Source organism: Bacteroides sp. 3_1_23, from assembly GCF_000162555.1.
GTDB lineage: Bacteria > Bacteroidota > Bacteroidia > Bacteroidales > Bacteroidaceae > Bacteroides > Bacteroides ovatus.
This window is the reverse complement of sequence record NZ_GG774949.1, coordinates 1,273,136-1,295,340: the sequence shown is the minus strand read 5'-3', so window position 1 is coordinate 1,295,340 and position 22,205 is coordinate 1,273,136. Positions and strand designations below refer to the sequence as shown.

Here is a 22,205-nt window from a genome sequence, read left to right as displayed (position 1 = left end):
GACCGATAATGAACAAGAACTTATTAAAACTGATTGCCGTCTGTGGAACTGCTTGTTTTCTGGCTTGCACAGCACCTCAAAAAGCAGAAACGGAAAAATGGAGTGAACGCATGGCACGCTCCGAAATGCAACGTTTTCCCGAACCCTGGATGATTGAAAAAGCAAAAAAACCACGTTGGGGATATACCCACGGACTTGTAGTGAAATCCATGTTGGAAGAATGGAAACATACCGGGGACAGTACATATTATGAGTATGCCAAGATTTATGCGGATAGCCTGATCGATGCTGACGGACATATCAAAACCATGAAATATCTTTCGTTCAATATTGATAATGTCAACGGCGGAAAGATTCTTTTCGATCTTTACGCACAGACCGGAGACGAACGCTACAAAATAGCCATGGATACTTTGCGCAAGCAAATGGCAGAGCAACCCCGTACCAGTGAGGGAGGATTCTGGCATAAATTGAGATATCCTCATCAAATGTGGCTGGACGGAATTTTTATGGCTTCTCCTTATCTGGTTCAATATGGGGCTACTTTTAATGAACCCGCTTTATTTGACGAAGCAACAAAACAAATTCTTTTGATAAATAGCAAGACTTATGATCCTGCAACAGGGCTTTATTATCACGGATGGGATGAAAGTCGCGAACAGAAATGGTCAAATCCTGAAACAGGTTGTTCTCCTAATTTTTGGAGTCGCAGCATCGGATGGTATGGAGCTGCTATTGTAGATGTACTGGACTTCCTGCCACAGGAAACAGCCGGACGTGACAGCATTATACAAATTCTACAGGGATTGGCAAAAGCGATTGTGAAATACCAAGATCCTTCATCCGGAACCTGGTATCAGGTAACCGATCAGGGAGCACGTGAAGGTAATTATTTGGAATCATCTGCCACTGCCCTATTTATCTATACGCTTGCCAAAGCTATCAATAAAGGATATATTGGCAACGAGTATATCGAACCTACACAAAAAGCCTTTGACGGAATGGTAAAGACATTTACCCGTTTGGAAGAAGATGGCAGTTATACAATCACCAATTGCTGTGCTGTTGCAGGATTGGGTGGAGATTCAAAAAGATACCGTGACGGCTCATTTGAATATTATATCAGTGAACCGATCATAGAAAATGATCCGAAATCGGTAGGTTCATTTATTCTGGCTGCTATTGAGTATGAGAAAATGACAAAGAAATAAACTAAAAACGATAAAGTACAATGAGAAAATTCAAAATTCTTCCTCTTTTGTTGCTGCTATTGACAATGGCAACTTCGGTCGCAGCACAGAAGAAAACACAAAAGACGTATATCCCCTGGAACAATGGCAAGCTCGTAGTTTCCGAAGAGGGACGTTATCTGAAACACGAAAATGGCACTCCTTTCTTTTGGTTAGGAGAAACCGGTTGGCTATTGCCCGAACGCTTGAACCGGGATGAAGCCGAATATTACCTGGAACAATGTAAACGTCGCGGATATAACGTGATTCAGGTTCAAACGTTGAACAATGTTCCGTCTATGAATATCTACGGACAATATTCGATGATTGACGGATACAACTTCAAAAACATCAATCAAAAAGGCGTATACGGTTATTGGGATCACATGGATTACATCATCCGTACAGCAGCAAAGAAGGGACAATATATCGGCATGGTCTGTATTTGGGGAAGCCCGGTAAATCGGGGCGAAATAACTGTAGAACAGGCAAAAGCATACGGCAAGTTTTTAGCGGAGCGTTATAAGGACGAACCCAATATTATCTGGTTTATCGGTGGGGATATTCGCGGAGACGTGAAAACAGCCGAATGGGAAGCATTAGCAACCTCTATCAAGGCTATCGACAAAAATCACCTGATGACATTCCATCCACGCGGAAGGACAACCTCCGCAACTTGGTTCAATAATGCTCCCTGGTTGGATTTCAACATGTTCCAAAGCGGACACCGCCGCTACGGACAACGTTTCGGAGATGGTGACTATCCTATCGAAGAAAATACGGAAGAAGATAACTGGCGTTTTGTAGAACGCAGCATGGCCATGGAACCCATGAAACCTGTGATTGACGGCGAACCGATCTACGAAGAAATTCCTCATGGCCTGCACGATGAGAATGAACTGTTGTGGAAGGATTATGACGTACGCCGTTATGCTTACTGGTCTGTATTTGCCGGAGCTTTCGGACATACTTACGGTCATAATTCCATCATGCAATTTATCAAACCGGGTGTAGGTGGTGCTTACGGTGCAAAAAAGCCCTGGTATGATGCTTTGAATGATCCGGGCTACAATCAGATGAAGTATCTGAAAAACCTAATGCTGACTTTCCCGTTCTTCGAACGCATACCCGATCAGTCTATCATTGCAGGACAGAATGGAGAACGTTACGACCGCGCTATCGCTACACGTGGTAATGATTATCTGATGGTATACAACTATACCGGACGTCCGATGGAAGTTGATTTCAGCAAGATTAGCGGTGCGAAAAAGAATGCCTGGTGGTACACTACGAAAGATGGTAAATTGGAATACATCGGAGAATTTGATAATGGTGTGCATAAATTCCAGCACGATAGCGGTTATTGCAGCGGGAACGACCATATCCTGATTGTAGTGGACAGTAGTAAGAACTATATAGGGAAAGACTGGACAGAGTTACCGGACGCACAACAAAAATGGAATAAATAATCTTATATAAACGAATGATGAAAACATACTTATGAATAAAAGGATAGTATCATTCTTCTTTCTTCTGCTCTTTACCGGGTCCATATACGCAGCCATAGATATCACTGATCTGCGAACGGAACTGCTGAAAAGTCCGGAAGGTATCGACGTGCGCCAGCCCCGATTGAGTTGGCGCATCGAATCGGATGAACAGAATGTGATACAGACTGCGTATCACATTCTTGTCGCATCTTCCCCGGAACTATTGGAACAAGAAAAAGGAGATATATGGGATTCAGGAAAGATTGAATCTGACGCTTCCCAATGGATCACTTATCAGGGAAAAACATTAAAACGTAATGCTTCCTACTATTGGAAAGTGAAAATCGACACCAACAAAGGTGCAACGAATTGGAGTGCTCCGGCTTTTTGGACCACAGGACTATTTAATGAAGCGGACTGGCAAGGACAATGGATCGGCTTGGATCGGGCCGCTCCCGGAGACAGCGAAACACAATGGAGCCGTTTGGCAGCCCGTTATCTTCGAAAAGAGTTTGCGTTAAAGAAAGGCGTGAAACGTGCCACAGTACATATCGCCGGAATGGGATTATATGAGCTGTTTATCAACGGGCAACGCATCGGCAATCAAGTACTGGCACCTGCTCCTACCGACTACCGGAAAACGATTCTGTACAACACATACGATGTGACTTCACTACTTCAGGCAGAAAATGCTATGGGAGTAACTCTCGGAAATGGCCGCTTCTATACGATGCGTCAGAACTATAAACCGTATAAGATACCGACTTTCGGTTATCCTAAGCTTCGGTTGAATCTGATTGTTGAATATGCAGACGGCAGCAAAGAAACAATTGCTACAAACACTTCATGGAAATTAACTACTGAAGGTCCTATCCGTAGCAACAATGAATATGACGGCGAAGAATACGATGCCCGTAAAGAGTTAGGAGACTGGACTCAAACCGGATATGATGACAAGGACTGGATGCAGGCCCAACGCGTCAGTATTCCTTCGGGAACATTGCGTGCACAAATGATGCCGGGCATGAAAGTCACAGAAACCTTGAAACCCGTTTCTATTAAAAAGCTCGGTAGCAAATATATTCTGGATATCGGTCAGAATATGGCGGGATGGGTACGTTTCCGGATAAAAGGGCAAGCCGGTGACAGCATCCGTCTCCGTTTTGCAGAAAGCCTGCAAGATAATGGTGAACTTTATACAAGAAACTTCAGGGATGCCCGTTCTACAGATGTATATGTTGCCAACGGATGCGAAACAAAAGATGCTACCTGGGCGCCTCGCTTTATTTATCATGGATTCCGTTATGTAGAAGTCAGCGGTTATCCGGACGCCAAAGCAGAAGATTTCGTTGCCGAAGTAGTAGAAGATGAAATGGAACATACCGGTACTTTCAACTGTTCCGATGAAACTCTGAATAAGATTGTCCGTAATGCATTTTGGGGAATCCGGAGCAACTATAAAGGGATGCCGGTTGACTGTCCGCAACGGAATGAACGCCAACCCTGGTTGGGTGACCGTACCATGGGTTGTTGGGGAGAAAGTATGCTTTTCGATAATTACGCCATGTATACCAAATGGGCGCGTGACATTCGCGAAGCGCAACGGGAAGACGGTTGTATTCCTGATGTAGCCCCGGCATACTGGAACTACTATTCGGACAATGTGACCTGGCCTGCCGCCTTACCGATGGCCTGCGATATGCTTTTCACGAACTTTGGAGATAAACGTCCGATCGAAGAGAATTATCCGGCTATCAAGAAGTGGGTATCTCATATCCGTGAATACTACATGACAGAGGATTTTATCATCACCAAAGATAAATATGGTGACTGGTGTGTTCCACCCGAATCACTGGAGTTAATTCATAGTAAGGACCCCTCCCGCAAGACCGACGGTGCCTTGATCGCCACCGCTTATTATCTGAAGGTATTACAACTGATGCACCGCTTTGCAAGCCTGCAAGGGCTGAAAGCTGACGCAGAAGAATGGGAAGATTTGGAACATCGTATGAAAGATGCATTCAATGCCCGTTTTCTGCACATAAAAGAAGGTACTTCTCCCGTACCGGGACATACTTTATATCCCGACAGCATTTTCTATGGCAACAACACAGTTACTGCCAATATCCTGCCACTTGCTTTTGGACTGGTACCTAAGAACTACATCCATGAGGTAGCTAAAAATGCCGTCACTTCTATTATCACCACCAACAAGGGACATATAAGTACCGGAGTAATCGGTGTGCAATGGCTATTGCGCGAATTGAGCCGTCGTGGCCATGCCGATGTAGCCTACCTATTGGCTACCAATAAAACATATCCATCTTGGGGATATATGGTTGAAAAAGGTGCTACCACTATTTGGGAGTTATGGAACGGTGATACGGCCAATCCTGAAATGAACAGCGGTAATCACGTGATGCTTTTAGGCGATTTATTACCCTGGTGTTTCAATAATTTGGCAGGTATTCGTGCAGACCGCTGGAAGTCCGGTTACAAACATATCATTTTCCAACCGGCTTTTGAAATCCAGGAATTGAGCAATGTGGATGCCTCATACATGAGTATCTACGGGAAAATAATCAGCCGGTGGGCAAAGACTCCTACTCATCTGGAATGGGACATCGAGCTTCCTGCCAACACAACAGGTGAAGTGCACCTACCGGATGGACGGAAGGAAAAGATCGGATCGGGAAAATATCACTTCAGTGTAGACATACCCACCCGGAATACAGCTATTCTAAGTGATGAATTCCTATACAAAAAAGCTTCTTTCCCCGAATGTCACGGAGCTACGATTGTAGAACTGAAGAACGGCGATCTCGTAGCCTCTTTCTTCGGAGGAACCAAAGAGCGCAATCCGGATTGTTGCATTTGGGTATGTCGTAAGCCTAAAGACTCAAAAGAATGGACCGCCCCCCAACTTGCCGCTGACGGTGTGTTCTCGCTCAAAGATTCACAAGCTGCATTGGCTGGAATCGATTCAACTTGTACACCTGTGAAAAATGAAAAAGGAAAACTTATTGCCCGCAGAAAAGCTTGTTGGAATCCGGTTCTTTTCCAGATTCCCGGAGGTGACTTGATTTTATTCTATAAAATAGGTCTGAAAGTGAGTGACTGGACAGGATGGTTAGTTCGTTCACGCGACGGAGGAAAGACCTGGAGCAAACGCGAACCGCTTCCGGAAGGTTTTCTTGGACCTATTAAGAATAAGCCGGAATATATCAATGGGCGTATCATCTGCCCTTCCAGTACGGAAGGAAGTAACGGATGGAGAGTTCATTTCGAGATTTCCGATGATAAAGGCAAGACCTGGAAGATGGTCGGACCACTGGATGCCGAGTTATCCGTCCCCACCCAAAACCGCAAAAAGGGGGATATGAATGTGGATGACCAGGAAGGCGGAGAAGCTATCAAAGGAGAAGGAGCCAAACCTGTTTATGCAATACAACCCAGTATTTTGAAGCATAAGGATGGAAGATTACAGATACTCTGCCGCACACGTAACGCACAGGTAGCAACTGCGTGGAGCAGCGATAATGGTGATACGTGGAGTAAAGTAACGCTACTGGATGTTCCGAATAATAATTCCGGAACGGATGCTGTGACAATGAAAGACGGTAGACATATACTTATCTACAATAATTTCTCTACATTGCCCGGAACTCCGAAAGGTCCGCGTACTCCGCTCTGTGTGGCCGTTTCAGAAGATGGTATCAATTGGCAGCCTGTTCTTACATTAGAAGATAGTCCGATTAGCCAATACTCTTACCCTAGCATTATTCAAGGGAAAGACGGGAAACTGCATGCCATTTACACTTGGCGCCGTCAACGAATTAAATATGCAGAGATAGATCTGACAAAGTTTTAAATTTTGAACGACCATCTGAATGAAATCGACTGCTCCTTTGTCCGCAAAAGAGCGGTCGATTCTTGTATTTATCCATTTTATACTTTACATTTGCCAATAAATAAAAAATAACGATGGCAGATAATTACATAGAGAGACAACAGGAACAATACGAAGCCCGAAAAGCTGCTTGGAAACAAGCACAAAAATATGGTAAGAAGAAAACAACAGTACGTCCGGCTGAATCGAAGTCTCACACTTCAACGGTTTCAAAACCGGAGGACTCAAAAAGAAGAGTATTTATAACAGGCGGAGCGGAAGGAATAGGCAAAGCAATAGTAGAAGCTTTTCGCCTGGCTGGAAATCAAGTTGCCTTTTGTGATATAAACGAAATATCGGGACAGGAAACTGCGAAGGCAACCGGGGCTATATTCCATAAAGTCGACGTAAGTGATAAAAACGCGCTTGAAAGTTGTATGCAAACCATTCTTGCCGAATGGAACGATATTGATATTATTGTCAACAACGTCGGTATCAGCAAATTTTCTTCTATCACAGAAACAAGTGTAGAAGATTTCGACAAAATTCTTTCTATTAACCTGCGTCCTGTATTCATCACTTCCCGACTGCTTGCCATCCATCGTAAAAAGCAGCCCTCTCCCAACCCATACGGCCGAATTATAAATATCTGCTCTACACGTTATCTGATGAGTGAACCGAGAAGTGAAGGTTATGCAGCATCGAAAGGTGGTATCTATTCTTTGACTCATGCATTGGCTTTGTCTTTATCTGAATGGAATATCACCGTAAATTCCATTGCTCCGGGATGGATACAGACTCATGATTATGCTCAACTCCAACCGGAAGACCATTCACAGCATCCTTCCCGGCGGGTAGGTAAACCGGAAGATATTGCCCGCATGTGTCTGTTTCTCTGCGAGGAAAACAATGATTTCATCAATGGAGAAAACATCACTATTGACGGGGGAATGACGAAAAAGATGATTTATATTGAATAAAAATCTATCACTTTAATGAATACTATTTATTGCATTAATATTCTTCGAGCAACTTCCACTCCAGTTTTCACTATCGAAGCAGCATGATGGAACTCCAACATATCATACGTATCGCCGGAAATTTGAATTAAGATATCCGGCTGACAACGTTCTATCTGATAACGGGTGATTTGCTGCATCATCATCCTGGAAGATTCTGTCAACAGATTATAAGGAGATACTTTCTTTTTCTTTCCGGTATCAATGGGGGCATTCACATCGACAGCTATCAGAATGTCTCCTTCAGTGCGTTGCACATGACTCAATGGAAGAGGATTCAGAATACCTCCATCAATCAATACCATACCGTCTTTTCTTAATGGACGGAAAAGCATAGGGATAGAAATAGACGCACGGATAGCTTCATGTAAGCTCCCTCTGTCAAACCTGACTTCCTGATCGCAGACAATATCCGTGGCCATCGCCACATAAGGGACAGGCAGGTCTTCGATGTTCATGTCCGGAATGATTTGTTTCAGTTCTTTGATAAAACGGTCTCCTTTCACTAATCCATCCCGGCTTAAGGTAAGATCCGCCAATTCCCACATTTTGCGTTTATCCCAACTATACAGCCATTCTTTACATTCTTCCATTTTTCCTGAAGCATACATTGCTCCCACCATTGCTCCCATAGAACTTCCTGCAATGGAAGTAATCTCAAAGTTGTGACGAAGTAATTCTTCAATTACTCCTATATGTGCTATTCCACGTGCTCCCCCCATGGAAAGGACTAATGCTACTTTTTGCTTATCCATATCATATACATTTCTGTTAGCCATCTACAAAATAACACATTTTCTGCGAAAAAGATGTTTAGTAATCGTGAAGAAATAAATTATAGCAGTGTTTTAGGGGAACTAAAGCATAGCTTTAGATATGATAAAGCTATGCTTTGTCAGTTGCAAAGCATAGCTCTATTATATTCTTCTATTATCCCGGAGATATTCCGGTTATGCAGAAGGTTAAGGGTATACCTTCATTTATTTCTTTCCTTGAGCCTTCTTTTCTGCGTTTCGCTTATTCACATACTCTTTGAACATCTGACGCCAGTTGCGACCATGCTCATTGAAATACTGTTCGCATTTGGTTTTATAAATTTCAAAGATAGCAGAAATCTGCTTCATATTCTTGTAGTCAATAGCTTGTTCGCGAGCCAATTTCAACTGTTCCAGAACGAAAGCTGTTTCCTCCTCTGTCATATTGGGCACAATGGCCTGATAACCTTTCAAGGTAAAAGCAACTTTACCTACCGTATATTTATCCAAGATTTGTTCAATCTGTTCTTCCGTCAATACTCTGCGTAAATCTTTCATTAGCCTTTCATGTACTTCTTTCGGCATAGCGGAATCTGCAATCATTTCACGGTCGAGCTTGGAAAGCGGTTTGCCTGTCAGAGGATTGATACCCTCGGGGATTGTTGTATAAGGGTGCTCATTGTGCCAGTCACGCACTTTACGAAGATGATTATAAATGGCAGTTACTGCAAAACCTGCCTTTTTATCATCGTTCAACTCTAAAGAAGCTACCCAGTCAATGGCTTTCTTTTCGAGAGAAGCATCTGATTTTAAATTAGCATAAGCCTTCTTGTCAAAATAGGCAGCTACCTTGTCAAAAGAACGGATGGCGCCTTCAGGAAGCAAAGCTCCTTTTTCGCCAAAACTATACATAGCGGATTCCGGTTCAATGGTGACCTTGCTTTCATCCAACATCTTTTTATCCAACTTGAATACTTCTGCGAAGAAGTCATAAACGGCGTTCCGCTTATTCGGGCCAAAGTCATGTTTCTCTTTGGGAAGATGTACATTCGTTACTTTATCTTTTGCCTGGTAGAATCCATAGATTCGTTGCAGATAAGGAAATTCAAGAGTAGGAACACTGGCCGTCCAGTCGCCACCATCCGATACGATCAGTTGTGGACGAGGAGCAAAAGTTGCGGCTAATTCCGCATTACAGGTTCCTCCTGCAGATAATTGAATAGGCATTCCGCTTTCGCAGGGACAGCCACCGTCGAAGTGAGAAGCCAGGCTCACCACCGGAGCTGAAGCGGTGAAACGATCATCCAATACGCTCAATAATACAGTATGGGTACCTCCACCCGAACCGCCATTCGTACCAATACGGCTGGTATCAATGTCCTTACGGGAAGCAAGCATGTAGTCAAGAATCAGTAAGCCGTTCATTGCCTGTATAGTGTGCGCCGCACTGCTACGGTGTGCCGCACTGCCAACTTGCAAAGCCGACTCTCCCCATCCAAACAAATCATAGTCTACACAAACAGCTCCCATACGTGCCAAAGTTCCCATACGTTGTTGTTGGTCTTCCCGATAACGTCCGCCACCAAAATGTCCGTTAGGGCAGATTATCAACGCATGTTTTCCTTTCGATTGGGGCGTATAGATAGAACCGCAAATGTATAACCCGGGAAGTGTTTCAAGCGCGAAATTCTGCACGGTATAGCCATCAAACTTACGTATCTTTGAAAGAATAGGTTTGGATTTGACACATTGAGCCAGCAAAGTATCGATACCTAAACGCTGACGTACCTCTTTTTTCAGAGAATCGGCACGAAGTTGAAAAGACTGTCGGTCTGTATAGAGTGTATTCAGATAAGCCAACATCTTCTCTCCGTCTGCATCTGTACGACGTGGATACTCGTATGCTTTCAGCTTATACATATTTCCTTTCTGCTTAACAAATTTATAATCGAAAGGTGCCAATACATTCGTCAAGGATTCTTCCACGGAATAAGGACGAATACGGAAATCGGCATAAGACAGCATTTTTCCCACCGTATCAATGTCATATTTCAAACGGACTCCGAAACGGTTCTGTATATCCGTCAGTACTTCGTTCAAGGGACGGGCAAATTCCGTCTCGTATGTTTGCGTCTGGGCTTCGGCCGAAAGAGATGCGGCAAGAAGCATAGTAAAAAGGATTCGTTTCATTTATTTTTAATTTATGTAAGTTGTTTTTTCACCACAGATTACACAGATTTTCACAGATTTATTATTTTTATAATTTAGTCGAATTAAAAATCTGTGTTAATCTGTGGTATCTGTGGTGCTTTTAATTACTTCACCATTGACGATTACGTCATCCATCATGATACGTTCACAATTTTCGAAGATACATTTCTGTTTCCCTCCCTGAATATGAATATCACGCAAAACGATGTCAGATATTGGCGCTTCTTCCAAGCCCACTATTTTGATCGGAGTCTTTACGTTTGTCACAGTCATTCCACTGATATGTACGTTACGGAATATCGGAGTGCGTTCACTCTTAGGTTCGGCAGGCATTTTACTGTATTTCAAATTCAATACAACAGCTTCCTGTTTAATGTTGCTCATTACGACGTTGCTGACACGAATATCTTCAACGACTCCTCCCCTTCCACGGGTCGACTTAATACGGATTCCACGATCTGTTCCGTCAAACACGCAATTGGAAATAGTAACTTTACGCACACTCCCACTCATCTCGCTGCCGATAACAACGCCTCCATGACCGGAAAGCATGGTGCAGTTGGTGATAGTGATATTCTCGCAAGGTACTCCCAAACGACGGGCCTGCGCATCTCTTCCCGACTTGATTGTGATGCAATCGTCTCCTACTGATATATGGCAGTCGCTGATATGTACGTTGCGGCAGGATTCCGGATTCACTCCGTCCGTATTTGGTGAGGGTGCATTATCTATGGTGATCCCCTTTATGGTTACATTGTTGCAAAACTCCGGATTGACCGTCCAGAAGGGAGAATTTATGATTTTCACTCCTTCAATCTTTACTTTCTTACAACGAACGGGCTGAATAAACGGAGGACGGAAAAAGCGACGTTGCAATGTATTTACATAATCCTTGTTCGTTTCAGCATAAATTGCTGTCGTATCGTTTGCTGCATCCCACATTGGCTGATATTTATTCACATCACGCATACCATTGTCTTTCAAATCAATCATGACACGAAAGAACTCCATCCACCATTTCTTTCCTTGTCCGTCCAAAGTTCCTTCTCCTTTGATCGTAATGTTCTCGGTATCTACCGCATAAATCAAAGGCTGGAAACTTTTCATCATCACTCCTTCGTGACGAACCTCGACAAAAGGAAGATAGTCATCAAAGTTATCGGAAAAGAGCAAGGTAGCTCCGGCTTCCAACTCCAGTGTAATATTACTTTTCAGATGGATACTCCCCGTCAGATAAGTCCCGGCAGGAAAGAAAAGAGTACCTCCGCCCCCACGGTTCAGACGGTCAATCGTTGAATTGATTAGTTTTGTATTAAGAGTCTTGCCATTTGCTTTTGCACCGGCCTTCAGCATATCTACACGCTCGGCACGAAGAACTGTGGTTGCACAGAAGCAAAGAAAGACGATAAGAGTTGTTCGTAAATTCATAATCGATATTATTAAAGTATATTTCATCGTTTCCTTCTAAAAAATCATGCTAATAGAATCTTTTTTTCTTCCCAATGTTTGAAGACAATCATTGAGATGTTTTTTTCAAACATGCTACATGATTAAAATAAAGATGCTGCATGATTTTTTATACGAATACATTGTTTTTCATTCTACAAATATATATAAAATGTCTCTTTCATTTTGCACAAATCAATTGATATGTTCCGCTCTGTATCTCTTTCGGTTCTTTTTCGCCCGGGAGGTAAACGACAGCGGTAGTATTCACCGGAACAGACACGTTTAAAGTAAAAGTTCCATTCTCACAAGTCCAGTCCACATTAATGGTACCGTATAAAGTTTCATACGACGCTTTGACATATTTCAAATCTCCCACAGGTTGGGGAGCGATGATGAACTTCTGATAACCTTGTTTTGGAGTGGTAGAAGGACGAATACCGACCAGTGAATTAAAGAACCATTCATCAATCTGTCCCATCATAAAGTGATTCCAGAAAGAACCTTGACGGGGGTCCCACTGCTCGGTCAAAGTTGTAGCACCGAATTTTAACTGGAAACCATATCCGGGAGCTTCTTCATGATTGAACATTTTATAAATAAGTTCGTGCTGACCATTACGCGCCAGTGTCTGAATCAGATAGCGGTTACCCACATCACCGGTCGTTAAGCGATTGCCATGTGCTTCCACATCTTTAATCAGATTCATAAGTACTTTCTCATCCAACTTTGCATCCGGTTGATAACTGCCTTGTTCATCTGAATCCTGCGTCATCTGGAGGAATAACGGAAGTGCATTACTACATTGGCTCCCTGTACCATACTGTGCTGTCTCTTTATTGAGAAAACATTTATTAAATGCGGCAAGTATTTCATGTGCCAAAGAAGTATAATAATGAATGTCAAAGTCATTGCCAACCATTTTCGCAGCTTTTATTAAATACATTACTGTCATATAATAATGCGCGGTAGCCACCAGGGGAACCGGTGTGTTCCTGGAGAATCCGGCACGAAAATCTCCATAATCATACCAATCTCCCAAGCCGAAAGAAAGAATACCCATCTCTGCACGAGTCTTCAGATAATCCACATAACGGCGCATATTCGGATAATATTTCTTAATCAACGAGTCATCTCCATACGTCTCATAGTACATAAATGGGAAAATAACCAGAGAACCACCCCATTCCGGAGATTCGGCAAAAGCATCCATACCCGGACCTTCAAAAACTACGTATTCCGGAGCAGTTGTCGGCATGGCACCGTTGGCATGTTGCGCATCTGCCATATTCTGCATAATCTGCGGAGCATAAGCTGTCAAATCATAGTTGTATAATAACCCAGGACCATTCAAATGCACCTGCTCCAGCCAGCCTAGTTTTTCACGATGCGGACAATCTGTAAACACAGACTGCATATTGCTACGCACTGCTTTTTCGATCAATCGATGGGCAGCATTAAATATTCGGTTGGATGATTCGAAAGTGGAAACTTTCTTAGCTGAATTAAATACGAAACAGGATTGAATATTCTTCAACACAGGCAACTTCTGCGGATTCTTTTGTCCTTTTAAGACAGCCCCCTCGACTTGAATATATCTAAAACCGTAATAAGAGAAACGAGGATGCCAGGTTTCGTCACCTTCACCTTTCAGTGTATATTCATAATAGTGTTGACGTCCCGTTTGTCGCTGATTGCAAGCACCTTCCTCTGTCAATGCTTCGGCTACAATCAGAGTTACTTTCTGACCACGTTTGCCACGTACTGTTATTTCCGGAAAGCCAGCCAGATTCTGTCCCATATCCAACACAAAAGCAGAAGGATCGACTGTTCTCTTTGTTGATACAGAAGCTGATGCAATTTGGTCCGCATTTAGTTTTGTTACCTTTTGAATATCATACCGTTCCATGATTTTCACCGGAGCCGCCATCTGTGGACGAAGTATTCCTTTAGGAGCTTCCTGTATGACTACCGGACGCCAGTGACTGTCATCAAAGCCAATCTGATTCCATCCTTTCTGTTCACGACGCGCATCATAATCTTCCCCTCCATATATGCAATTGAAGGTTACCGGACTAAAATCATATTTCCAGTCATTATCTGAATGAACTGTCGTACATGTTCCATCTTCGTAGTTAATAACCAGCTCAAATAAAAGTGTGGGAGGACCAAAGCTGATCTGTAATTTGCGATAACGCCCCCCCTGCACATTATAGAATCCATTCCCCAATAAGATTCCTACGACATTCTCACCACGCCGCAATTGTTCCGTTACATCGTATGTGTTATAGTAAACAGTTTTATCATAATCACTCCACAATGGAGCAAACTCACTGTTACCTACTTTTTTGCCATTCAAAGAAAATTCATAAAATCCCAGCCCACAAACGTATGCCGTTGCTTCCACTATTTTCTTGCCCGGTTTACGGTTTGTACCCCCTTCTGTCGCATCTCCTACCTGGAATGTTCTTCTCAAACAAATACTTTTCTTTGCCAAAGTGTCCACTGCTTCCCAAGCTGCTTTCACTTCCGGCTTCTTCAGCTCTCCACCGTGGAACTTACGCCCTTCCGGTAAATGAGCATTTTGTCGGGTAATAGCTCCAATCCATTGCCCCGAAGATAACCTTTCGGGTACTGCCCGGAATTTCGCTTCACTGCTCCACTCGGAAGGCGTATCTGTTTCATCCCAAACACGAACGCGCCAACTATAATTAAATGAGTTATCAGGACGTATATCTGCCCCCTTTGTAGAAACTAACTGGCTCTGCGAAGAATAAACCTTCCCACTATTCCAAATGGAACGTCCTGTAAAAGCCTCCCGAATGTCAATCTCATAGGCAGATTGTCGTGTCCCATTTTCCGGCGATTCCATCACCCAGCCCAAACGGGGTGAACCTTCGACCACTACCAGTCCCTCCTGCATCTCACAGGTAAGACGACTGATGGTTATATTCTTCGCCTGTACAAAACAAGACAAACAAATTAGCAATGAAAGAAGAATCTTTTTGAATTTCATTTTTCAAGTATCTTTTATTTGTTCGATAAATGGGAATCTAATTCAGACAGAAGAACATAAGAACAAAAAATAAAATAGCAGTTCAATAAGCAATAGTAATAATTTCAAAGCGCAGCATTTATGTTCTTTTGTTCTTATGTCTAAAAATAAAGATTATTTGAGTACATTTTCACAAACAATTCTAGTCAATGTATCTGTATGTCCTACTTCCTTACCATCTACAAAAATGCGTAATCCTTTTCCGCAATGATAACGATCACCATTCTTATCCCAAAGAATCGTCAGATTATGACCGTGATATAATACATTATCCAAACAGAACCAATCCCACTTGTCGGCAGGAATTAAGGGGTTCACTTCAATCGTATTATCCAAACGCGGACGAAGTCCGATCAGTCCTGTAATTATCAAGTCGTTGAAAGTAGAATGGTTATAATAACGGCTACGTTCCTGATCTCCTTTCAGCCAATAACCGGTCACCTCATCTAAATATTCACCAATATAGGGACGACCACGATGGTACTGTGATTCCACATACAATTCCATCTGACGGAAATATACACTGTCAGACAATACAGTCTGCGGATAATTATTCATAAAGTTAGCCATTGCTGTCAATGTCTGTGCGGAAGCAAACGGCCAGATAGCACCGTCCCACTCACACTTGCCTACTCCACGTGTACGGAATTCCGGATGACGACGTTCTGCAGTTGTCAGTCCATAAGGAGCAGAAAAGCCTTTTTCATCCATAATTTCTTTCCAGGCAATTTCATACTTTTGGGTGGTATCCGGCAGGTTGAAATACCAGGGAATATATCCGATTGCTTCACGCACATTCGCAGAAGAGTCCGTACGCATCGTTTCAAAAAACTGATGACGTGTATTCCACAATTCATTTTCTACCAGATTTTTCAAAGTATCTGCTCTCATGCCATATTTCATAGCCATCCCCTCATCACCGGAAAGAATTCCTATACATGAAAGTGCTTTAGCATTGCCATACATATAGCTATTGATTGTCGGCCGGGCATATTTCTTCTTCCGTCCTCCACTGATTGATTCTTCCATACCATCCTGTACATCACCCTGCCAATACAATCCATTTTTCAAACGGTTCGTACGTTCCCAACGCTGATATTCGGTTTCCAGATCTTTCTTCATATCCAGCAGATAGTCCTTATCACCATCTACCATGTAACGAGCCAAAACAGCATCTGCATTCCATGAGCTGAACTTATCCATTTTCTTCATCGGACCGCCATCATTGCCACGATACCATGTATGAATAATCTGATCCAAATATTTCGGATCACGCAACCAACGGCTTTCATAAATGTGATGTCCAATTGCACAAGCAATCAAATTATATTTATCTGAATAAGAACGCTGAACGAGAAACTCGGTCATGCCATAGCCTACAGGAGTCTCCTTGATATGCTTACGGATTGACCACCAACGATAATAATACATTTCTTCAAAGTTATGTTGCGGACACTCGAACAAAGGAATATTTTCCTCCATCCATTCCGAAGCCTTTGCATTGGGAATTGCCTGAACAATATTTTCGTCTTCCATACCGTTGAAATAGTCTGCATAATGACTGAAGTCAGCATACTTTAAAAAAGCAGAAGACACATCCTTATCTGTAGAAGATGTTTTCACATTGGCAATGCCATATTCAGCCAATGGATCTTGCGCACCTGCATTTGGCAGATCATACGTCTGATCGGCAGGAGTATCTACAGTCGGAAATGTACGAGGTACGCCAGTACGGAATACGATTCGCTCCACAGCAGCCACGGGCGCATAGAACATACGCAACCCTACTCTCTTACCATCTACATATACTTGAATATTACGATCAACAGTAGAAAGGACTGCTTCTACATGATAAACCTTTCCTGCTTCATATTTCATCATATTTGCAAACCGGGAGCCGCCTTTCAATCGGAAAATGCCATCATCAGTAAGTTCCATACGAGAACAGGCTATTCCATTCTCATCCAGAAATTCAATCTGGAGTGTGCCTTTATTATTCTGGCCGGCTTTCAAATCAAATGATACTTTCAATTCTTTAGAAGCCGGAATTTTACGTTCCACTTTGGCATAATCAAACGGGTCTTTATCTTGCAGTTTCAGCCATTGACCTTCCAGAGAAACCGGAGCCCAAACCGGAGAATAAATATTCCAGTCAGTCAGTTCTGCAATTGATTTATTGTTTGAGAAATCATCGTCCGCATGTGCTGAAGCATTTATCTCTACCGGAACAGGAATGCGGGAAATCCACATATCTTCCTTATTCACACTGTAAGAAACCCATAAATCACCATCTGCAGGTATTCCATTACCTTCCTGAATACCACGTGGATATTGGGGACCGTATGATTTATAATTTCCTCCATAGCGCATTGGAGTGATTTCACCATGCACTAAATTTAATGTCGTATATTCCAACCCATCTTTACTCAAAGAGATAGCTAGCGGCCAACGAAATTCCGATGGATTATATACTGTAGCATACGTTCCGTCACTTAGACGTTGTCCCCAGATTTTTGCATTGCTATTGACAAAGCCTTTTGCACGAAGCACCGGTTCTGCCCAGGTATGTCCGCCATCCTCACTGATAGAAGTAAGTGCATGTTTCCAAAGACTGGCAATACGTCCATCCGGCAATGTATAACAATTGAATGCTTTATATCCTTTCTTCAACGGAATGAGAGGATCTTCACGGTCGGCTTCTTCCACCCACTGCATCATATACAGCGGATTATCGAGAATTTTCTGGCAAGCTTTCACAAACTCACGATCCTTACTTTTCTTAAAATATGGATAATCGGTATTCTTTTCATTAAATCCATGATTATAATAAATGAAATAGATCGGTCCGAAAGAACCGTCTTTCTTTATTTCACGAACTACGCGGCCAATACCGTTTCCATCATTGGGGTCATCCTTTTTGTCCAAAGCAACTCCATAATTCCCCATTGTAATCAGTTTGCCGGATTTAGAGACATAAAATCCAACACGTTGGTGCATAATGGCAATCAGATCTTTGGCCTGCACACCCGGACGAGATTCTTTGGTATATCCATCGGGCACTTTATAAGGAGGGAATACAATTTCCGGATTCGTCCAGTGATATCCATCCTTCGAAGTCATCAGAAAAGTCTGTGAAGGCGGTATGTGTTCATCAGAAGGGTCTGCCAGGTATTGATAGAAAAACTGGCCATTCCAATAAGCCAGCATCGGCTGATGATTATAAGTCCATCCATTGCCGTTCGAAGCATCCGGATGTTCGCGATTGGCACGTACCAATTGAATATTATGCACTCCGACTACCGGAGACAGTTGCCCGTCGTGATAAGCAGGATTTGATAATTCTTTTCCTGTATAATGGATTCTATCTTGTGCAAAGGCTGTAGTAGTCAACCATCCGGCAGCCAGTACAAAAAGAATTTTAGCAGAGTTGTTCATGATTTATTTCTGATTTTAAATTAGTTCCAGATTTATTTCTTTTCTTCCAGCAATGCCTTTACTACTGATTCCGGAGCTTTGAATATTGTTCCATGCTTATGTCCTACAGGGATGCTTACCTCTTCTGTTACATCTGTAAAGTTCCGGAAATCCTTCGTACGCATAGCGCCATATATTTTTTTCTTATATACATCAAAGTAGATTAGATAATCGTCGCCCAACTTCTCTACAGACGGGCCTTCTACAAAGGATTCAGTGAAAGGCTGGGATGCGGGCGAATAAGGACCGGTCATAGAATCGGAAAAAGCGATTTTCAGATTACGTTCCGGACGGGTGTTATCCTTGAGTACCATTACATAGTCATTCTTTGCCCGTTTCACGATAACGGCATCAATGGTGCTGAATCCCGGATCATACAAAAGTTTTGCTTTCGAAACGGTTTTAAAATCTTTTGTAGTGATATAGTATAAACGATGATTATTATTCTCTTCTTCTATTCCCTTTTCGAAACGTCCGGGGACACAGGAAGCCCATACGACCATGAACTGATCGTTCTCGTCGTCATAGAAAATTTCCGGAGCCCATACATTAATAGTAGTCGGTTCGTCTGCCATTACAGGAATCATCTGTTGTTCCGACCAATGGATCAGATCTTTGGAATGTGCGTAGCCAAATCCTAAATCACCTTTCCAACTTGTAGTCCAGACCAAATGGTAGGTTCCATCCGGAGTACGTACCATCGAGGGGTCCCGCATGAGCTGGTGCTGTCCCAGTTCCGGCTTTAGCCAAACTCCCGGAATACTGTCCCAATGCATTCCGTCCTCACTGTATAAGTATCTCAAACCCTCATCAGCCGGTTCATGAAACGAAGTGAACATGTAGTAGTCTTTGTTCCCCCCACAAGAAGCCAGAAACAGAAGACTTATTGCGGCTAATGTATTTCTTAACTTTTTCATTTGTATATTCTATATTTGTATCTTTTATACAGAGGAGACGATGGAAAGCGCCATTTGTACTCAAATATACTAGAAGAATCAGTAGATTCAAAATTTATATACGATAAAAGGGCGACTCTCCGAGCCACCCTTTCCACCATCAAACAAACTAACCATTTACAATGGGAAAGAATTTCACTTCTTTTTATAGTATCTTATTTTTTAATTATAGAGAACCTCCACGGGCTTTTACACGCTTATACCATTCCTCACGTTCTTTCTTCAGATCATATCCGCGTTTAGCCAGATAGTTATTGATACGTCCTTTGTATTTTCCGAAAGCAGCGTGTTTCTTATTCGAATTTTCTGCATCCAACGCAAATTCACGGGCCTCAATCAACCATGCATAGATTTGAGCTTTTTCTTCTTCTTTCAAAGTAGGAATCATGTCCAGATGTGAGTCATAAGTCACTTTTACTACTCCATAAGTCATGCCATCTTTAACGGCTTCTATTTGCCTTTCATCAAGAAAGAGAGATAAATTGGCAGGAAAAGCGAAATGTGAACGATATAGCGCTGCATCTTTTTCATTCTCCGCGGCTTTCAAAGCTTCATTTTTAGCCTCACCGGTCAACCCAGATTCTTTTATCTTCTTGATTTTAGCATCCCGCACTTCATAAATATCATTTAATTCGAAGTAACGATTGGCTATGACATTGCGAACATCTTCGGCTATTTTCGCATCTGTAAGTCCGAGTTTATCAACGATCTTTTGTGATCGGCCGACAATAGACTTTACATATTCAGGATCACGATTCTCTTTATTTAAGTCGACTGCCTGCGCAGACATCCAACCGGAAATAAAAAGCAATGATAGTATCAGTATCTTTTTCATAATTACATTAATTTTCCTTTTTCAGCCAATGTATCGTAGTTGTTCTTCATATCTCTCCAATCTACTTTATGCTTTGTGCTGATACCGTTGATATATTTTTCAATATTCGTATATCCGTCACCAGTACAGTCTTTATTGGTATCACTCGGATCGTTCGGATTTAATCCGTTAGCAATTTCCCATTCGTCCGGCATACCATCTTTGTCTGTATCAACATAAGGAGTACCTTTGTATTCAGGATAACCACCCATCTGGCGAACATCAGTAATAATACCCTGCTTATAAGAATCTTTCGGCAAACGACGATACTTGAACTGTCCGTCTTCCCCCATTGACTTAGGAGACAAACCTGTCAAGTCACCATAAGCGTCTTTAGGAAGTTTCTTTTCATAATAAGGAATACCTGTTCTAACTTCTTCAATCACACGTTCGTCAACAATATCACGACAAGGAATATTCGCGCCTACATGTTTCAATACATAGTCATAAGCATCTTTAGCTCCCATGATATTGATATACGGCATCTCGAACGGCTGATAGCTACGCATGTATTCAGTATATCCGTCAGTGTTCGGTTGAGTTTCAATCTGAATACCGCCATTCCAGTTGTCTTTAGTTATTTCAGGATAGCCTTCCATTATATTTCCGTCGGCATATACTCGCCCATATTCTTTATGATCCAGCTTACTACGTCCTGCTTCCGGTTTCAAGATACGATGTCCTACATTGGAATCCTTAGGAGTAGCAGGTCCCGGTTTGTAGTAGTTGTTAATCATATTGAACATCGCGGTATAATCACCACCATCAGAAGAACGGTGCACCCAATTGAATACTACATTATTAACGAAATTAAATATACCATTCCATCCGATAGAAGGGTTACGGCCAGAGTTACTAGCCCAAAGGTTACGGGCAAACGCACAGTTCTCACCACCTAACGTACTACCGAACGCATGATTGTATGTATCCAACGCTTTTGCCGAGATAGTATTTTGAATAGTTACGTTTACAGTAGGAAGTTTCAAATCTTTGCTTTCATATTGTCCTTCACTCGGGTCGTACATGTGGCGATAGAAAGAAATGTTTTCATCCAATCCCCATGTACAGGAGCAGTGGTCGATCATTATATTACCAACAGGGTTACCTCCGAAAGAGTCATCACGATGCCATACTTTCGTTTCTCCACGACGGAAACGCATATGACGTACAACAACATCATGTGTATCTACCCAAAATGATTCTCCAGCAATACAAACACCGTCTCCTGGAGCTGTTTGTCCGGCAATAGTTACGTAAGGAGCACGGACGATAATCGGAGATTCCAGACGGATGATACCGGCAACATTAAATACGATAATACGTGCACCACCAGTTTCACATGCTTCACGGAAAGAGCCCGGTCCACGATCATTCAGATTTGTGACAGTTATCACTTTACCTCCACGACCACCGAAACTGTACATACCACCACCTTCAGCACCTGGGAATGAAGGGATATCAGCCTGTGGCAAATCGTACGGACGACCAGCCCAAGGAATATATGGACGTCCTTCTCTAGCTTCTTTTTGTACTATCGGCAACGCTTTTGCCCATGCTTCATCAGAGCGTTTCCGCTCTTCAGTCATCATTTTTGTATAGTTTTCTTTGGCTTCGCCAGATATTTGTGGGTATTGCGCCCATGCAACGGTCGGAGTCAACATTGTTGCAGCAAAAACTGCTAAAAGTACCTGTTTCTTCTTCATTTTTATTTGGTTTTGTGAAGTTGTTAATTCAAAAATACAATAATAAGACGAAAGAAGAAAAGATTTGTAATCAGTGATGATGATCTTTTATCAAATGCGGGGGA

Annotated in this window: 12 protein-coding genes; 4 read left to right on the top strand and 8 right to left on the bottom strand. The window is 42.5% G+C overall.

All coding sequences use genetic code 11. The features are described 5' to 3' along the window. The first annotated feature begins 8 nt into the window (after nucleotides 1-8). The 4 genes from HMPREF9010_RS19395 to HMPREF9010_RS19410 all read left to right on the top strand — a co-directional run bounded on the left by HMPREF9010_RS19395 (nucleotide 9) and on the right by HMPREF9010_RS19410 (nucleotide 7,588). Entirely contained in the window at nucleotides 9-1,211 is a 1,203-nt protein-coding gene (locus HMPREF9010_RS19395) for a glycoside hydrolase family 105 protein (protein WP_008647405.1), read from the top strand. 20 nt (nucleotides 1,212-1,231) lie between these two features. Next, the gene (locus tag HMPREF9010_RS19400; protein WP_008647403.1) at nucleotides 1,232-2,698 is read left to right on the top strand and encodes a glycoside hydrolase family 140 protein; all 1,467 of its coding nucleotides are present in this window, start codon (nucleotides 1,232-1,234) and stop codon (nucleotides 2,696-2,698) included. 31 nt (nucleotides 2,699-2,729) lie between these two features. After that, nucleotides 2,730-6,590, top strand: coding sequence for a family 78 glycoside hydrolase catalytic domain (locus tag HMPREF9010_RS19405; RefSeq protein WP_008647401.1), 3,861 nt, complete (start codon nucleotides 2,730-2,732; stop codon nucleotides 6,588-6,590). Between the two features lie 113 nt (nucleotides 6,591-6,703). Next, entirely contained in the window at nucleotides 6,704-7,588 is an 885-nt protein-coding gene (locus HMPREF9010_RS19410) for an SDR family NAD(P)-dependent oxidoreductase (RefSeq protein WP_008647395.1), read from the top strand. Nucleotides 7,589-7,614: 26 nt separating this feature from the next. On the opposite strand, the gene HMPREF9010_RS19415 is transcribed toward HMPREF9010_RS19410, so the two are convergent. The 8 genes from HMPREF9010_RS19415 to HMPREF9010_RS19450 all read right to left on the bottom strand — a co-directional run bounded on the left by HMPREF9010_RS19415 (nucleotide 7,615) and on the right by HMPREF9010_RS19450 (nucleotide 22,101). Beyond that, complete coding sequence (locus HMPREF9010_RS19415; protein WP_008647394.1) at nucleotides 7,615-8,406, bottom strand: patatin-like phospholipase family protein; 792 nt, start codon at nucleotides 8,404-8,406, stop codon at nucleotides 7,615-7,617. A gap of 201 nt (nucleotides 8,407-8,607) precedes the next feature. Next, complete coding sequence (locus HMPREF9010_RS19420) at nucleotides 8,608-10,572, bottom strand: DUF3826 domain-containing protein (RefSeq protein ID WP_008647392.1); 1,965 nt, start codon at nucleotides 10,570-10,572, stop codon at nucleotides 8,608-8,610. A gap of 96 nt (nucleotides 10,573-10,668) precedes the next feature. After that, complete coding sequence (locus HMPREF9010_RS19425) at nucleotides 10,669-12,021, bottom strand: glycoside hydrolase family 28 protein (protein WP_008647389.1); 1,353 nt, start codon at nucleotides 12,019-12,021, stop codon at nucleotides 10,669-10,671. Between the two features lie 199 nt (nucleotides 12,022-12,220). Continuing rightward, nucleotides 12,221-15,055 (bottom strand): glycoside hydrolase family 78 protein, encoded by a 2,835-nt coding sequence (locus tag HMPREF9010_RS19430; RefSeq protein ID WP_008647387.1) that lies wholly within the window; start codon nucleotides 15,053-15,055, stop codon nucleotides 12,221-12,223. A gap of 153 nt (nucleotides 15,056-15,208) precedes the next feature. Then, nucleotides 15,209-18,529, bottom strand: coding sequence for an MGH1-like glycoside hydrolase domain-containing protein (locus tag HMPREF9010_RS19435; protein WP_008647382.1), 3,321 nt, complete (start codon nucleotides 18,527-18,529; stop codon nucleotides 15,209-15,211). Nucleotides 18,530-18,561: 32 nt separating this feature from the next. Beyond that, nucleotides 18,562-19,485, bottom strand: coding sequence for a glycoside hydrolase family 43 protein (locus HMPREF9010_RS19440; RefSeq protein ID WP_008647381.1), 924 nt, complete (start codon nucleotides 19,483-19,485; stop codon nucleotides 18,562-18,564). A gap of 205 nt (nucleotides 19,486-19,690) precedes the next feature. Continuing rightward, nucleotides 19,691-20,359 carry a DUF3826 domain-containing protein gene (locus HMPREF9010_RS19445; protein WP_008647380.1) on the bottom strand — a complete coding sequence of 223 codons (669 nt, stop codon included), beginning with the start codon at nucleotides 20,357-20,359 and terminating at the stop codon, nucleotides 19,691-19,693. 2 nt (nucleotides 20,360-20,361) lie between these two features. Then, entirely contained in the window at nucleotides 20,362-22,101 is a 1,740-nt protein-coding gene (locus HMPREF9010_RS19450; RefSeq protein WP_008647379.1) for a thrombospondin type 3 repeat-containing protein, read from the bottom strand. Nucleotides 22,102-22,205 lie beyond the last annotated feature (104 nt).

What these genes read in the sequence shown, in the direction of transcription:
- HMPREF9010_RS19400 (WP_008647403.1), top strand. Translation starts at nt 1,232, where the DNA reads ATGAGAAAATTCAAAATTCTTCCTCTTTTGTTGCTGCTATTGACAATG.
- HMPREF9010_RS19425 (WP_008647389.1), bottom strand. Translation starts at nt 12,021, where the DNA reads ATGAATTTACGAACAACTCTTATCGTCTTTCTTTGCTTCTGTGCAACC.
- HMPREF9010_RS19420 (WP_008647392.1), bottom strand. Translation starts at nt 10,572, where the DNA reads ATGAAACGAATCCTTTTTACTATGCTTCTTGCCGCATCTCTTTCGGCC.
- HMPREF9010_RS19450 (WP_008647379.1), bottom strand. Translation starts at nt 22,101, where the DNA reads ATGAAGAAGAAACAGGTACTTTTAGCAGTTTTTGCTGCAACAATGTTG.
- HMPREF9010_RS19440 (WP_008647381.1), bottom strand. Translation starts at nt 19,485, where the DNA reads ATGAAAAAGTTAAGAAATACATTAGCCGCAATAAGTCTTCTGTTTCTG.
- HMPREF9010_RS19435 (WP_008647382.1), bottom strand. Translation starts at nt 18,529, where the DNA reads ATGAACAACTCTGCTAAAATTCTTTTTGTACTGGCTGCCGGATGGTTG.
- HMPREF9010_RS19430 (WP_008647387.1), bottom strand. Translation starts at nt 15,055, where the DNA reads ATGAAATTCAAAAAGATTCTTCTTTCATTGCTAATTTGTTTGTCTTGT.
- HMPREF9010_RS19410 (WP_008647395.1), top strand. Translation starts at nt 6,704, where the DNA reads ATGGCAGATAATTACATAGAGAGACAACAGGAACAATACGAAGCCCGA.
- HMPREF9010_RS19415 (WP_008647394.1), bottom strand. Translation starts at nt 8,406, where the DNA reads ATGGCTAACAGAAATGTATATGATATGGATAAGCAAAAAGTAGCATTA.
- HMPREF9010_RS19405 (WP_008647401.1), top strand. Translation starts at nt 2,730, where the DNA reads ATGAATAAAAGGATAGTATCATTCTTCTTTCTTCTGCTCTTTACCGGG.
- HMPREF9010_RS19395 (WP_008647405.1), top strand. Translation starts at nt 9, where the DNA reads ATGAACAAGAACTTATTAAAACTGATTGCCGTCTGTGGAACTGCTTGT.
- HMPREF9010_RS19445 (WP_008647380.1), bottom strand. Translation starts at nt 20,359, where the DNA reads ATGAAAAAGATACTGATACTATCATTGCTTTTTATTTCCGGTTGGATG.